This is a genomic window from Nonomuraea bangladeshensis, assembly GCF_039529455.1.
Lineage (GTDB): Bacteria > Actinomycetota > Actinomycetes > Streptosporangiales > Streptosporangiaceae > Nonomuraea > Nonomuraea bangladeshensis.
This window is the reverse complement of the sequence record NZ_BAAAMV010000004.1, coordinates 494,906-509,204: the sequence shown is the minus strand read 5'-3', so window position 1 is coordinate 509,204 and position 14,299 is coordinate 494,906. Positions and strand designations below refer to the sequence as shown.

The 14,299-nt window shown below is 69.9% G+C and carries 16 protein-coding genes; 11 read left to right on the top strand and 5 right to left on the bottom strand.

The window, feature by feature from the left end; translation table 11 throughout:
* Positions 1-73: 73 nt before the first annotated feature.
* Positions 74-442 (bottom strand): VOC family protein, encoded by a 369-nt coding sequence (locus tag ABD292_RS14210; RefSeq protein ID WP_344207646.1) that lies wholly within the window; start codon positions 440-442, stop codon positions 74-76.
* Between the two features lie 63 nt (positions 443-505).
* Here ABD292_RS14210 and ABD292_RS14205 point away from each other — a divergent pair, with 63 nt between their 5' ends.
* Positions 506-964, top strand: a complete 459-nt coding sequence (locus tag ABD292_RS14205; protein ID WP_344207645.1) for a MarR family winged helix-turn-helix transcriptional regulator — start codon at positions 506-508, stop codon at positions 962-964.
* 222 nt (positions 965-1,186) lie between these two features.
* Positions 1,187-1,768, top strand: coding sequence for a hypothetical protein (locus ABD292_RS14200; RefSeq protein WP_344207644.1), 582 nt, complete (start codon positions 1,187-1,189; stop codon positions 1,766-1,768).
* A 22-nt stretch (positions 1,769-1,790) separates the two neighbouring features.
* Here the strand turns inward: ABD292_RS14200 and ABD292_RS14195 are convergent, their stop codons facing one another.
* Positions 1,791-2,240 (bottom strand): winged helix-turn-helix transcriptional regulator, encoded by a 450-nt coding sequence (locus ABD292_RS14195; protein ID WP_344207643.1) that lies wholly within the window; start codon positions 2,238-2,240, stop codon positions 1,791-1,793.
* A gap of 87 nt (positions 2,241-2,327) precedes the next feature.
* On the opposite strand from ABD292_RS14195, the gene ABD292_RS14190 reads away from it, so the two are divergent.
* From ABD292_RS14190 to ABD292_RS14180, 3 genes are all read left to right on the top strand, one after another.
* On the top strand, positions 2,328-2,771 hold the full coding sequence (locus ABD292_RS14190; protein WP_344207642.1) for a VOC family protein: 444 nt from the start codon (positions 2,328-2,330) through the stop codon (positions 2,769-2,771).
* 9 nt (positions 2,772-2,780) lie between these two features.
* A complete protein-coding gene (locus ABD292_RS14185; RefSeq protein ID WP_344207641.1) occupies positions 2,781-3,119 on the top strand; it encodes a hypothetical protein in 339 nt (112 codons plus the stop codon).
* 888 nt (positions 3,120-4,007) lie between these two features.
* The gene (locus ABD292_RS14180) at positions 4,008-5,375 is read left to right on the top strand and encodes an ankyrin repeat domain-containing protein (RefSeq protein ID WP_344207640.1); all 1,368 of its coding nucleotides are present in this window, start codon (positions 4,008-4,010) and stop codon (positions 5,373-5,375) included.
* Between the two features lie 14 nt (positions 5,376-5,389).
* Here ABD292_RS14180 and ABD292_RS14175 read toward each other — a convergent pair whose 3' ends face one another.
* Positions 5,390-5,896: a GbsR/MarR family transcriptional regulator gene (locus ABD292_RS14175; protein ID WP_344207639.1), complete on the bottom strand. Its 507-nt coding sequence runs from the start codon at positions 5,894-5,896 to the stop codon at positions 5,390-5,392.
* Positions 5,897-5,965: 69 nt separating this feature from the next.
* Between ABD292_RS14175 and ABD292_RS14170 the strand changes: the two genes are divergently transcribed.
* Complete coding sequence (locus ABD292_RS14170; RefSeq protein WP_344207951.1) at positions 5,966-6,796, top strand: class I SAM-dependent methyltransferase; 831 nt, start codon at positions 5,966-5,968, stop codon at positions 6,794-6,796.
* Between the two features lie 93 nt (positions 6,797-6,889).
* On the opposite strand, the gene ABD292_RS14165 is transcribed toward ABD292_RS14170, so the two are convergent.
* Positions 6,890-7,381, bottom strand: coding sequence for a winged helix-turn-helix transcriptional regulator (locus ABD292_RS14165; protein ID WP_344207638.1), 492 nt, complete (start codon positions 7,379-7,381; stop codon positions 6,890-6,892).
* Between the two features lie 96 nt (positions 7,382-7,477).
* Here ABD292_RS14165 and ABD292_RS14160 point away from each other — a divergent pair, with 96 nt between their 5' ends.
* Both ABD292_RS14160 and ABD292_RS14155 read left to right on the top strand, forming a co-directional pair.
* A complete protein-coding gene (locus tag ABD292_RS14160; RefSeq protein ID WP_344207637.1) occupies positions 7,478-7,975 on the top strand; it encodes a tautomerase family protein in 498 nt (165 codons plus the stop codon).
* Positions 7,976-8,094: 119 nt separating this feature from the next.
* Positions 8,095-9,321 carry an alpha/beta hydrolase family protein gene (locus ABD292_RS14155; protein ID WP_344207635.1) on the top strand — a complete coding sequence of 409 codons (1,227 nt, stop codon included), beginning with the start codon at positions 8,095-8,097 and terminating at the stop codon, positions 9,319-9,321.
* Positions 9,322-9,364: 43 nt separating this feature from the next.
* Here the strand turns inward: ABD292_RS14155 and ABD292_RS14150 are convergent, their stop codons facing one another.
* On the bottom strand, positions 9,365-10,111 hold the full coding sequence (locus tag ABD292_RS14150; RefSeq protein WP_344207634.1) for a hypothetical protein: 747 nt from the start codon (positions 10,109-10,111) through the stop codon (positions 9,365-9,367).
* A 152-nt stretch (positions 10,112-10,263) separates the two neighbouring features.
* On the opposite strand from ABD292_RS14150, the gene ABD292_RS14145 reads away from it, so the two are divergent.
* From ABD292_RS14145 to ABD292_RS14135, 3 genes are read left to right on the top strand one after another with little or no spacing between them, the layout of a single operon-like run.
* Positions 10,264-11,574, top strand: coding sequence for a purine-cytosine permease family protein (locus tag ABD292_RS14145; protein ID WP_344207633.1), 1,311 nt, complete (start codon positions 10,264-10,266; stop codon positions 11,572-11,574).
* 14 nt (positions 11,575-11,588) lie between these two features.
* Complete coding sequence (locus ABD292_RS14140) at positions 11,589-13,178, top strand: hydantoinase/oxoprolinase N-terminal domain-containing protein (RefSeq protein WP_344207632.1); 1,590 nt, start codon at positions 11,589-11,591, stop codon at positions 13,176-13,178.
* A complete protein-coding gene (locus ABD292_RS14135; protein ID WP_344207631.1) occupies positions 13,163-14,296 on the top strand; it encodes an S-methyl thiohydantoin desulfurase family protein in 1,134 nt (377 codons plus the stop codon). The genes ABD292_RS14140 and ABD292_RS14135 overlap by 16 nt, the downstream gene beginning before the upstream one ends.
* Positions 14,297-14,299: the final 3 nt, after the last annotated feature.

Below are 14,299 nucleotides of genomic sequence, written 5' to 3'. Positions count from 1 at the left end.
TCGCCCGGTTCTCGAGCCCCGGGCACAAGCTCGGTCTTCGGGGGCCGGTGATCGTCCGGTGGCGTTCGGCCTGTCAGGCGCGATCGTGGAGAGTGATCTGGTAGCCGTCGGGGTCGGCGAAGGTGAATGTCCGGCCGAAGGGGCCGTCGGTCGGTGCGGAGACGATGGTGTGGCCGTCGGCGACCAGGGCATCGTGGATGGCCTGGACGTCTGTGGCGTGGAGCCAGATCGCGGCACCGATGCCGGGCTGAGCGGCGGATGTGAGATCGGTGCCGGGAACGATGTCGCGGAGTGCGAACGCGATCGGCTTCGTCTCGAAGACGACGGCGTGCGGAGGTCCGGCCGGCGAGCGGACGAGGCCGAGGTACTGCTCGTAGAACGCCTGCGAAGCGTGGAGGTCGCGCGCTTGGAGCGAGATGAAGTCGGGGCCGGTGACGGGCATGATGATGCTCCTTCTCTTCGTGTCAGTTTTCTGACACAGGTGAATCTATGTCAGAATACTGACATGAGTCAAAAGGGTGTCGGCGTCGATCTGGAGACGTCGCTGGGCTACCTGCTGAAAGAGGCGTCGAGCGCCCTCCGTGCAGCCATGGAGGAGGTGCTGCGGCCGCTCGGGATGAGCGTGACGCACTACTCCTGCCTCGAGCTGCTGGCTCAACGGCCGGGCTTGTCGAACTCCGAGCTCGCGCGGGGCGCGTTCGTGACCCGGCAGACGATGAACGTGCTGCTCCAGGCCCTGGAACGAGACGGCTACGTGACCAGGCCCGCGGAGGCGCCCGTCGGGAAGGCTCTTCCCGCGCGGCTCACGCCTCGCGGCCGGCGGAGCCTCGAGAAGGCGACCGTGGCGGTCCGGTCCGTCGAGGTCAGAATGCTGGCAGGCATGTCCGAGACCGAGCAGTCAGAGGCGTTCCGGATCCTGCGGAGCATGATCCATTCCCTGCGCGATGGCAACGACGACGCATAGCTCGTTCCCCGGCGCACGTCCCGTCGCGCTCGGACAGGAGTGCAGCCGAGCGTGAGAATCCGTGCGGGCGACCTCGAAAACCGGCGGACCCCGACTGCACCCTCTTCTGCGATGAGTCCCTTGAACGCCGGCCTCGCGAAGCCCGGTTCGCGTCACTCCAGCCCTTGAAAGTCGGCCTGACGCGGCCTGGTCGCATGGTTATGACGAGCGCTAAGGTGGCGCGTGATCACCAAGCCTCCCGGATGGCTGTACCTCACCGTGCTCTCCGCCTCGGCCTGCGTCATTCTGTACTGGGCCAGCGTCCCCCATTGGTACGTCATCGAGATGATGCTGGTTGCCTTCTTCTTCGGGGTTCCTCTGTATGTGATCTGGTTGTTCCGCTTCGGCTTGGCGGTCGGTCGAGGCGCGATCGACGGACGGATCGTACGTTGGGTCCTGCCTTGGATCATCGCCGGAGGCGTGGTGGGGGCACTCGTCGTGGACGCGCCCTTCTGGCTGCGATTCACGATCTCGAAACCGAGCATGGAAGCCTACGCTCAGACCGTAACCAGGCAGACGGATCGCGATTTTTCCTGCCAATGGGTGGGGTTGTACCGGATATGTGATGCATTTCCGTACTCGGGATTGGAGAAGGACGCCGAGGACGTCCCCGGCAGCGCTTGCCTGATCGCCGAGGAATGGGCCGTCTACAGCAATACGAACTTCGTCCTGCTTCCCAAGGGCGAGCCCGAGGAGACGGGGGACGACACCTACCGGCACCTCACGGGCTCCTGGTACGGCTGGCACGGTTGGGACTACTGGTAACACCGCGCAGGTCCTGTGGTCGTCAGGCCGAGCCCGGTCCTGGGAGGAGGTCGACGTCGTCGGCGTGCATCGGCTCTCCGCAGTGACTGCAGCGCGGGTCGACGTGGCCGATCTGCCCGCAGGCATGGTGGCGGTACAGCACGGGAGGCCCGGCCTCGCCGGCGAGCCAGCGGTCGCCCCACCGCGCCATCACCATGAGCATCTCGACGAGCTCGGTGCCCTTGGCGGTGAGGTGGTACTCGTAGCGGGGGCGGGCGTCGTAGGGCAGCCGCTCGAGCACGCCCTGTTCGACCAGGTGGTTGAGCCGCTCGGTGAGCACCTTGCGGGAGATCCCGAGGTCCGCCTGGATGTGGTCGAAGCGGCGCACCCCGGCCCACACGTCGCGCAGGATCAGCGGTGACCAGGGCTCGCCGATCACGTCCAACGTACGCGCGATGGAGCACGCCATCTCCCCGAACCGCGTTCGCTGCATGGCGACAATCTAGCAATTGGGGTTCCCTTACGAAACCTTGGGTGCTACCTTCCCAGAGTCTCTTAAGGAAACTCTGAAGGGGATCCGATGGCATTCATCAGGCGTTTCGACCACGTCGGCATCACCGTCGCCGACCTCGACGCCGCGACGGCGTTCTTCGTCAGCCTCGGCCTGGAGGCCGATCAGAAGATGGCCGTAGAAGGCGAGTTCCTGGACACGGTCATCGGCATGACCGATGCCCGCACCGAGATCGTCATGCTGCGACCGCCCGGCGGAGGGACGACGCTGGAGCTCTCCAGCTTCACGCGGCCGGACCACCTCCCGGGTTCGCCTGCCGCGCCGGCCAACGAGCTGGGCCTGCGCAACGTCGCCTTCGAGGTGCACGACCTCCGAGCCGCGGTGGACCACGCCGCAGCCGCCGGCTACGGCCTCGTGGGAGGCATCGGCGAGTACGAGGGCGTGTGGCGCATGGCCTACGTCCGCGGGCCCGAAGGAATCATCGTCTCGCTGGCCGAGCGCATCGAGAAGTAGGGAGACCTCATGAGCACGACCGTGACCGACGAACAGATCCGGGCTCTGGCCGCGACCGCGAAGCCCTACAGCCTGGCGCTCCTCCACTGGAGGCCGGAGCGGACCATGGACGGCGCGGACGCCATCGAACTCGAACACCAGCGGCGCATGGTGTCGCTGCGTGCTGAGGGGGTGATCGCGATCCTGTGCCCGGTCGCCTCCGACACCGTGGCCGGCGTCGCGATCATGACCGTGCCGGCCGAAGAAGCCGCGGAGATCATGGCCGAGGACCCCTGCGTGCGCGCGGGGATGATGCGCTGCGAGGTTCACCCGTGCCACGGCTTCCCCGGAGACGCCCTCCCCGTATGAACGATCCCGGCCAGGGCAATCAGCACCTGTCCGATCGTGGCAGCCATGTCGCGCACGCCTGTTCACGGCAGAACATCACTGAGGGCCGGCGCCTCGCGCCCTCGCCGCACTGCCCGGCGGACGCCCTTCTCGCTGCCGACGCGAGCGCGCCGTTCACGACTGGCTCACGGGAAGTTGGCCGGGGGAGCGGCGTTCAACGCATGCGCGAACTGCGGGCTGCCGCCGTCTGAGCATTCCCCGGCCTGATCACCCCGCCAGTCGGGCGGTCGGCGTGGCCAGTATCGGATAACCTCGGTTCGTCCTGGCGGCGTCGTCCCCCTTTCGCCGTTCCTGGCCTACGAAGTGCCCCAGGTGACCGTCCAGGGCCAATGCGCCGAGGTTCCCGTCCAGGCTTCGCTGCGGCCGGGCGAGATCCAGGACTTCCATCTGGGATCCTGGTCACGGCCGGACGCATTCAACGGAGGCCGGGACGATTTCGAGGTCCGCGTAGGCGTCACCGCAGCGCAAACGGCCTACGTCTGGGTGCGGAGTTCAAGGTCAGTGTGACTCCCAACCCGGTGGGGCGCGTCATTCCCATCGAGCCCAGCGCGAACTTCAGCGACTTCTCCGTCAACTCCTTCTGCTCCAACGCACCGACCCCGAATTGCAGCCGGTCCATTCTCGACGTCGCCCTCGCATCGGACTGAAAGTTCGCGGGTTGCGGGCGTACAGCCCGCCTCGACTCCCTGGACCAGGAAAGGCGCCGATCATTAGGCTGGAGGGAGCGTGCGAGGGCGCTGCCAGTCCGCGGGCAGGGATTTTCCCACCTCGAGCAGCACATCGACGCACCGGACAAGATCATCCTCTTTCCGGCCGGGCGAGCGGACCTCGGCGACGAAGGAGGTTGCGATGTCCGCCCGCCATTTCGAACTGCCGGCTCATCCGAACCTGGAGTACTACCGCAAGCAGGCCAAGCACCTGCATCGCGCATACGCGGCGGGCGACGCGGCAGCCGCAGCCCGGGTCGCCGAGGTGCTGGGTGGCCGGGCCGGCGAGCGGTTCCTGCTCAGCGACGCCCAGTTCGTGCTCGCCCAGGAACACGGATTCCGGACCTGGGCCGAGTTCCGCGCTCACATCGAAGGACGCAGCACGACCGAGGAGCGGCCGGTCTCCCGCCTCATGGGGATCAGGCCGGGCGCCTACGTCTCGATGGCCGACCGTCTCCTCGCCGAGCTGCGCCGCAGCGATCCCGGCGCACTGCGACGGTTGCGGGCCTACGTGCCCCGGCATGCCATCGCGACCTCCGCCGCCACCGTCGAGCTCCGGGACGCGCGGCTGATCATCGCGCGGGAGTCCGGCTTCCCGACGTGGCGGGAACTTGTGGCGTTCACCGAGAAATCCCGGCGTGACCTCGACGAACGCCAGGAGGAGCGGCGGCGGCTGCACCGCGAGGCCGAAGCCCTGCTGGCCGGCGACACCGATCGGCTGGCCGGTCTGACCGCCGAGCAGGCCGACACCCTGCTGGAGATGCTGGCGGGTCCCGAGACGATCCCCGGTGTCCGGCTCGAGAAGGAGCTCGGCGTGCCGCGTGCCGCCGTGGAGGTTCTGATCGGCAGGGCCACCGGCCTGGACGCCCCGCTCATCCAGGCTGTCCGCTGCGGTCGGGTCGAGTACGTACGCCTGCTGCTTGCAGCCGGAGCCGATCCCGGCGCCCGCATCTGGGGCAGCACCCCGCTGGAGAACGCCGTTCTCTCTGGCGGCACGGAGCTCGTCGACTTGCTCGCCGGGCACGGGATCGTCCCGCGGGCGCTGTGGACGTACGCCGCCTGCGGGCGGCTGGATCTCGTGCAGTCCTGTTTCGACGCGGACGGCGGGCTCCGGCCGGACGCGGCATCGGCGCGCCCCGATCTCGCTGACGCCGCCGGCGGCGGTTTCCTCGCCCGGTTGCCGCCTACTGACGATCCGGAGGAGATCGTGGGGGAGGCGTTCGTGCACGCCTGCCAGCACGGCCGGATCGAGGTCGTGCGCTGGTTCCTCGATCGCGGCGTCGATCCCGACGTCGCGCCCTACCTCGGGCGGACCGGCCTGCACTGGGCGATCCCGCCCGGGAACGTCGAGGTGATCCGCCTGCTTCTGGAGCGCGGTGCCGATCCGTCCATCCGCGACGACGTCTTCCGGATCGACGCCGACGGCTGGCTGCACATGTCCCACGCGGCTCACCCGCACGATCCCGTGACCCGGCAGATCCACGACCTGATCGAGGCTCGATCGCGCTGAGCTACTGCGGCGGTTCAGTCGTCCTCAGGGTCGGCCGCCTGGAGGCGACGCCACTTGGCCATCGATCGCTCGATCTCCTCGCGCATGAACGCGAAGAACCGCCCAGTCTCCTCAAGCCGCCGCCCGGCGGGGGAGTCGTGGCCCAGGAGCGTGACGCCTTCCTCCGCGCCGGTCTGTACGTGGACCAGCACCGGCACGGACCGGCTGATGTAGTGGCTCCAGGTGTGCTCGTGGATGCGGCAGAAGTCGTGCCTGCTGCCGGGTGCGCGGCCGCGTTCGACCAGCCGTACCTGCACCAGGTACTTGACCGCCCCCGAGATGGCCGGCGCGCCGACGCCCAGCCGCTCGGCCAGCTCGGCGGCCGTCAGCTTGCCGGAGTCGGTGACCAGCAGCGCGGCGTACACGCGTGCCGCCATCCGCGGCATGCCGGACTCGACCAGGATCTGCGCGAACCGTTCCCGGAAGTCCGCGATGGCGTCCTCGCCGGCTCGCGTCACCACCGCTCCGTCCTCCGCCGTCATGACGCCAGAGTCTAGAGCATTTCGGAAATTTCACGAATTTCGTGAAATAGGAGTAGCGTCGTTGTCGTGATGGACACCGGACTCCTCGGAGTGCAGAAAACCCTCACTCCCGTCCTCAAGGCCAAAGCGCTGGACAACCGGCTCCCGGACCCGATTCTCGGCGACACCTACGCCGAGCGGGTGATGCGCCTCCTCGACCCCGCCTACGACCAGCGCAGATTCGGCACCAGCCAGCTGGGCCTGGTCGCCGTGGTCCGCGCCCGGGCCCATGACGACTGGGCCCGCGATTTCCTCGCCGAGCACCCCGACGCGGTGGTCCTGCACCTGGGCTGCGGCCTTGACGCCCGCCCCTACCGCATCGACCCGCCCCCCACCGTCGACTGGTACGACCTGGACTACCCCACCGTCATCGACCTGCGCCGGCGGCTCCTTCCGCCGCGCGAGCACCACCACGCGCTGATCGGGGCCGATGTCACCGACCTGACCTGGCTGGAGCGCGTCCCTCGCGGCCGACCGGCGCTGATGATCGCCGAGGGGCTGGTGCCGTACCTGACCGAGGAGGACGTCCGGCGGCTGCTGACGAGCGTCGTCGATGCCTTTCCCTCGGGCCAGATCCAGTTCGACACGGTGGCGGTCTGGGCGTGGCGCACCTCGAGGTGGAATCCCACGCTGCGCATGTACGACGCCCGGTTCCACTGCGGCTTCGACGTACCGGCGGCGTTGGCCGCGTGGCATCCGCGGCTGGAGTACGTCGACGAGGCGCCGATGAACGACGCGCCGCTCCTGATGGCCAAGGCCCCGGCGGGCGTCCGCCGCTTGTACCGGGTCATGAACCTGCTGCCGGGCATGAAGCGCTCCACCCGCATCGTGCGTTTCCGCTTCCGCGAGACGCCGGTCTGACCACCGCCGCCGGGCCGGCCGAACCGTCCGTCGGACGTTTGTGCAGGTGTGTACGGCCCGGAAGCGACTCCGGCCACCTGGTCCCACTGCTTCTCAGGAGCTTTCCACGAAGCGCGCGCCCGGCCCGGGTGTGCGGCAGATGTCGTCCGGGGCGAGGTGGCTGTGCCCCGCAGCGCACTCCAGGACGACCTTGACCGGCTCGTCGCAGGAGCTCGCATCGCCGACGGGCCGGTGCCGGACGATGACCGAGGGGCCCTGCGGGTCGGCGAGATACGTGTCGCCCCATTCCAGGAGCGCCACGAGCGTGGGCCGCAACGCCCGGCCCTGCTCGGTGAGCTCGTAGGCGAAGCGCTGCCGATCCCCGGGCTCCTGATAGGGCACGCGGCGCATCACTCCCGCGGTCACCAAGGTCTCGAGCCGAGTCGCCAGGAGATTTCTGGCGATCCCGAGGCGGGAGTGGAACTCGCCGAACCGGCGCGCGCCGTCCAGCGCTTCACGGACGATCAGCAGCGACCAGCGCTCCCCCACCACCGAGAGGGCGCGCGCCACCGAGCAGTTCACCGGGTCGATTCGCCGCGTCTCCATGGGACGAGTGTACCCATCTGGGTTTACAAGTTGTACTTAGCCACCCTAGACTCCGGGGCCTGAGTTGAAGAATTAAACTCATGGAGGAGATCGACCATGCCCATGCTCGACGTGTACATTCCCGACGGCGCGCTCCAGCCCGACGCCGAGGCGGCCCTGCTGAAGCGCATCACCGAGATCCTCGTCCGCAACGAGGGATTCGACCCTGACGACCCGGTGAGCCGTTCCGTCTCCTGGCTCTGGCTGCACCGACCGGCCGGCGTCTACGTCGGCGGCGAACCCGCGGACGCACCTCGCTACAAGGTCGTCCCGTCCGTCCCCGAGGGTCAGCTCGACGAGCAGAAGCGTGCGAGCGTCATCGCCGAGGTCACCGAGGCGATCCTCGACGCGGAGAACGGCGCCTGGCCGCGTGACGCCAGCCGGATCTGGGTGTTCCCCACCGAGATCCCCGAGGGTCACTGGGGCGGCTGGGGCCAGATCAGGCCGCTCGCGACGATCCTCGCCCGGCTCACCGGCGACGACGCCGAGCGGGCCCGTACGCTCGCGCGTGAGCGGATCGCCGCCACCCGGGCCGAACACGCCCGCCTGCCCTGATGAGCGGCGAACGACGTCGGCGGACCGGACGACGCGCCGGCCGCGTCGTGCGGCCTGTCGCGGGTCCCTCTCATGACTTTATACACCGGGCGTATACTCTCAAGGTATAGTCGCTCGGCATGAGTCAGATGATCGACGACCGAACGTCCACCAATCCCTTTGCGCCGCGTCCAACATGGCGGCGAGGCCGGCGGGCCGCCGTCGCCGGGCTCGTCGCCGTGATGGCCGTGTCCGGCCTCGCGCCCGTCGCCTCCGCCTCCGCCTCCGCGTCCGCTGAGCCGTATCTGCCCGCGCCCACCGGCTCGCGGCCGGTCGGCACCACCTCCCTGCACCTCAAGGACGCCTCGCGCCCCGACCCCTGGGTCCCCAGCGTGAAGGCTCGCGAGCTCATGGTCTCGCTGTGGTATCCGGCCGAGGCGCCGGGCCGCCACCGCGCCCGGTACATGACGCCCAAGGAGTCCGAGCTGCTGCTCAAGGACGGGGACATCACCAGCGTCCCGGCCGGCACCCTGAGCAAGGTGCGCACCCACGCCTTCACCGACGCCCGCCCCGCGGGACGCCCGCACAGCCTGCCCCTCGTCGTGCTCTCTCCCGGGCACAGCAAGCCCAGGTCCGAGCTCACGGCCCTGGCCGAGGACCTGGCAAGCCGGGGATACGTGGTGGCCGCCATCGACCACACCTACGAGAACGTCGCCCAGACCTTCCCCGACGGGCGGGTCACGACCTGCGTCACGTGCGAGATGAAGAAGGGCCCGGCCGAATGGGTGAAGCTGGAGAAGGGCCGGGCCGCTGACGTCTCCTTCGTGCTGGACGAGCTGACCGGCGCGCGCCCCAAGTGGAAGTACGCGCGGCTGATCGACACCTCCAGGATCGGCATGTCCGGTCAGTCCGCCGGCGGCGCGAGCACGCTGTCGGCCATGGCCGCCGACCGCCGGCTGCGTGCCGGCATCGACGTGGACGGCACGGTCGAGGCCGCGCTTCCCGAGGGCGGGCTGTCGCGGCCGTTCCTTCTGCTGGGCAAGCCCGCCACGTACACGCCTGGGAAGCCCGGGACCGCCGCCAACTGGGAGAGCGTCTGGGCGGGGCTGCACGGCTGGAAGCGCTGGTTGCTGGTGGACGGGGCCGCGCACACGTCCTTCACCGACCTCGGTGTGCTGGTCGACCAGTTCGGCATCGAGGACGGCGCCGACATCCCCGGCGTCCGCGCCATGGCCATCACCCGCAGGTACGTCGCGGCCTTCTTCGACCAGCACCTGCGCAAGAAGCCGCAGCCCTTGCTCGACCAGCCGTCGGCGAGCTACCCGGAGGTCAAGTTCTGCGCCCCGGAGAAGAAGACCTGCGCGTAGCGCCGGCCTGCGCATCCTGAAGCCATCACGATCAGCGCAGCGGTTACCAGCTGAGCATCTTCGGACGGCCGGCTGGGGCAGGCAGCCGGTCGCGCAGCACCTGCGCGCCCAGCGGGACCAGGGCCACGCAGAGCAGGCCGGTGACCAGCACGTCAGGGATGGAGGCGCCCTTCAGCACGCCCACCCAGGTGCCCCCGGCCAGCAGCAGCATCGCGGCGCGGGCGGTGCCGAAGACGCCCGATCGCCAGGCGGCGACGGCCAGGAGGAGCGAGCCCGCGTACTGGCCGACCGAGGCCCAGACCGGCACCCGCCACGGCCCGTAGGAGATGTCGACGTACTCCTTCATGATCGCGTTCGTCGCCTGGTCCAGCCCGATCACCTCGGTGAGCTGGAAGGCGGTCTGGTCGGCGCCGGCGAAGTACAGGCGGGAGAAGAGCCCGGCGGCCAGCAGCGTGGCGCCCCACCAGGCGAGGCCGCCGCCGATCCGCTGAGCCAGGGCGACGAAGGCGGGGAAGAGCAGCACCGCCCCCAGCGCGAAGACCGCATAGGCGAGGGTGAGCAGGGCGGGCGCCGAGGTGTACGCGAGGAGTTGGCCGTAGGCGGCGAAGGGCTGTGCCTCCGCCCACGCGTGCTGCTGAGGGGTGAGGGCGGTGGCTGTTCCCAGGTAGCGCAGCAGGTATCCGGCGCACATGATCAACGGCCCCAGCACGAGCGTCGCACCGCTGATCCACCGTCCGGGGAAGAGCGTGTTCATGGGGGCGAGCCTGCCGAGAGCGAGCTGGGAGATCATCTGCCGATCGTCAACCGTCGTCCCCGTCGAAAGTCAGGTCGCACTCTGGGATGCGCTGCACCGCTGGAATAGGGGCGTCCCGCCTCTTCCCGTGATCACTTACGCCGACGTAGCGTTCGCATGAAAAGACCGCCTCGGCCAGAAGGGGCTTCATGCGTTCCACCTCGGTGCCGGCCTTACCCGGCGACACTCCCGCACGCGACGACTACGCCTTGGAACGAGTTCCGCCCTCCGCCCGCTACGCATGGCCCACGGTCGCGATTCAGCGCTTCGGGTTGCTGTCGGCACTGAGCCAGTTCCTCCTCGGGGCCACGCTCGGCATGGGCATGACGTTCTGGGACGCCGTCGTGGCCATCACCCTCGGCGCGGTGATCCTGGAGCTGGTGGCCATCGCGGTCGGCATCGCCGGCATGCGGGAAGGCATGTCCACCACGGTGCTGGCCCGGTGGGCCGGGTTCGGGCGGCACGGGTCGGGGCTGGTCGGGATCGTGGTCGCGGTCTGCCTGCTGGGCTGGTTCGGCGTGCAGTCGGCGGTCCTCGCTCAGGGGCTCGCCGCGTTGCTCGGTGGGCCGCCCGTCTGGGCGTGGGCCATCGTCGGAGGGCTGGTGATCACGGCGATCGTGGTCGTCGGGTTCGCCGGGATGGCCTGGACGGCCTGGATCACCGTGCCGGCCTTCCTGGCGCTGGCCGGCTGGGCGATCGTCGTCGAGCTCGGCAAGCACGACGTGGCCGACCTGGTGGCGTCCGCGCCGCCCGGCACGCCGTTGAGCCTGGCACAGGGCGCCACGCTGGTCGCGGGTGGCTTCATCGTGGGCGCGGTCATCAGCCCGGACATGTGCCGCTTCAACCGCAGCGCGGCCGACGTGGTCAAGCAGACCGTCATCGGGATCACGCTCGGCGAGTACCTGCTGGCCCTCATCGGCGTCCTGCTCGCACACGCGCTGCGCACCGGTGACGTGGTGGCGATCGTCACCACCACCTCCGGCGTGGTCGGCACCGTCGTGCTGCTCACCGCCACCCTGAAGACGAACGACTGGAACCTGTACGCGGCTTCCTTGGGGGTCACCAACGCGCTGCACACCATCTTCGGCGTGCGGCTCGGGCGGGCGGCCGTCACCGTCGGCCTCGGGGTGATCGGCACGGCGCTGGCCGCCCTCGGCATCGCCGACCACCTCGTGGACTTCCTGGTGCTGCTCGGTGTCGCCGTCCCGCCGATCGCCGGGATCATGATCGCCGAATACTACGTGGTGCGGCGGTGGCGTGAGGAGTTGACGTCGTCGCGGCGCAGCGGCGGCCTGCCCGACGAGGCGCCGAACTGGGTGCCCGCCGGACTCGCCGCCTGGGTGATCGCCGCCTTCGCGGGGCACTACCTGGCGTGGGGCATCCCCGCGCTCAACGCGCTGGTCATCGCCGCGCTCGTGTACGTGGCGGCGGGCAAGGCCCGCCTGTGGACGCAGTCCTGAACGAAGGAGTACGGGTGCGCATAGGGATCGACGTGGGAGGCACCCACACCGATGCCGTCATCATGGACCACACCACCGTCCGGGCCGAGATCAAGACGGTGACGACCCCGGACGTCACCACGGGAATCGTCACCGCTCTGCGTGAGTTGCTGGCCGCCGGCGGCATCGGCAGGGACCAGGTCTCCGCGGTCATGATCGGCACCACGCATTTCACCAACGCCCTGGTCACGGGCCGGCACCTCGCGCCGACCGGCGTCGTCCGGCTCGCCCTGCCCGCCACCGCGGCCCTGCCTCCCATGGTGGACTGGCCGCACCGCCTGCTGTCCGCGATCAGCCCGTCCGTGCACATGTGTCACGGCGGCCACGAGTTCGACGGCAGGCTCATCTCCCCGCTCAGACCCGACGAACTCAAACGCGCCGCCGCCGAGCTGCACGCGCGCGGCATCGACACGGTGGCCGTCTCCTCGGTGTTCTCACCGGTGGCCACCGACCTGGAGGAGCAGGCGGCCGCCATCCTGCTGGCCGAGCTGCCGCACCTGCACATCAGCCTGTCGCACCAGATCGGCCGGGTCGGTCTCCTGGAGCGGGAGAACGCCACCATCGTCAACGCCTGCCTCCGCCGGCTGGCCGACCAGATCGTGGACGCGTTCGCCGGCGCGCTGGAGGCCGTCGGGGTGACGGCGCCGCTGTTCCTGTCGCAGAACGACGGCACGCTCATGGACGCCGAGTACACGCGCCGCTATCCGGTGCGTACGTTCGCCTCCGGCCCCACCAACAGCATGCGCGGCGCGGCCTATCTGTCCGGGCTGAGCGACTGCGCGGTCGTGGACATCGGCGGCACCACCACCGACGTGGGGGTGCTGACCAACGGCTATCCGCGGGCGGCCACCGGCGAGGTCGACATCGGCGGGGTGCGGACGAACTTCCGCATGCCGGACGTGCTGTCCATCGGTCTGGGCGGCGGGAGCCGGGTCGTCACCGGTCCCGCGCTGGAGGTCGGCCCGGACTCGGTCGGCTACCGGCTGACCGAGCAGGCGAAGGTCTTCGGGGGAGGCGTCCTGACCGCGACCGACCTGGCGGTCGCGGCCGGGCTGGCCGACATCGGCGATCGCGCGCTGGTGGACCACCTGGACCGCGACCTGGTCCGGCAGGGCATCGACTGGATGGCCACCCGCGTGGCCGACCTGGTCGAACGCATGCGCGTGTCGTCCGCTCCGCTGCCGGTCGTGGTCGTCGGCGGCGGCAGCGTCCTCATGCCGCCGGACCTGCCGGGCATCCCCTCGGTGCATCGGCCCGAGCATCACGCCGTGGCCAACGCCATCGGCGCCGCCATCGGGCAGATCGGCGGCGAGGTGGACCGGCTGTTCGCGATCACCGCCGCGCTCAGCCGGGAGGACGTGCTCGACCAGGCTCGCGCCGAGGCGATCGACCGGGCCGTCGCCGCGGGCGCCGCCCCCGGCAGCGTCCAGGTCGTGGACATCGACGAGGTGCACGTGGCGTACCTGCCGGGCAACGCGGTCCGCGTCCGCGTCAAGGCCATCGGTGATCTCGACCTCAGCCGCCCACGTACCCCTGAGGAGGACCGGCCATGGGTGACGACCTGACGCTGGAAGACGTACGTGACCTGGCCGAAGGCGCCGCACTGCTGGGCACCGGAGGCGGCGGGGACCCCTACATCGGGCGCATGCTGGTGGAACGGCAGCTTCGCGCCGGCCGGCGCATCCACGTCATCGGCGTCGACGAGCTGCCTGACGACGCCCTGGTGCTGCCGTCGGCGATGATGGGGGCGCCCACGGTCTTCGTGGAGAAGCTGCCGTCCGGCGACGGCAACCTCGCCGCCCTGCGTGCCCTCGAACGACATCTCGGCCGTTCCGCCGCCGCCACCATGCCGATCGAGTGCGGCGGGCTCAACAGCATGATGCCGTTGTTGCTGGCCGCCCAGGCCGATCTGCCCGTCGTCGACGCCGACGGCATGGGCCGCGCCTTCCCTGAGCTGCAGATGGAGACGTTCGCCGTCTACGGTGTGCCGGGCAGCCCGATGTCGATCGCCTCCGATCACGGCGACGTCGGCATCGTCGAGGCGGTCGACAACCGGCGGATGGAGCACCTGGCCCGTGCGCTGACCATCCAGATGGGCGGCGCCGCCTACATCTGCGACTATCCGATGGACGCGGCGACCGTACGGCGCACCGCCATCCCCGGCACCCTCACCCTCGCCCGGCGCCTGGGGGCCACGCTCCGGCGCGCCCGCCAGGAGCACGCCGACCCGTTCGCCGCACTCAGCGCCACCCTCGCCGACACCATCTACACCCACAGCCGGGTGCTGTTCGCCGGCAAGGTGGTCGACGTCGACCGCAGAACCGTCGACGGGTTCGCCCGCGGCCGCGTCACGCTGGCCGACGCGGCCGACGACGGGGACACCCTGGAGATCGTCTTCCAGAACGAGCACCTCGTGGCCCGCCGCGGCGGGCGCGTCCTGGCCATCGTGCCCGACCTCATCTGCACGCTGAACAGTGAGACCGGGACGCCCGTCACCACCGAGGCGCTCAGCTACGGCCAGCGGCTGACCGTCTTCGCCATCTCGACCCCGCCGATCATGCGCACCCCGGAGGCGCTGGAGGTCTTCGGGCCGGCCGCCTTCGGGCTGCACGAGCCCTACACGCCGGTGGAGGACCTGAACCAGCCGGCGAGGCGGCAACCACGCCAGGGGCAGATGGCATGATTC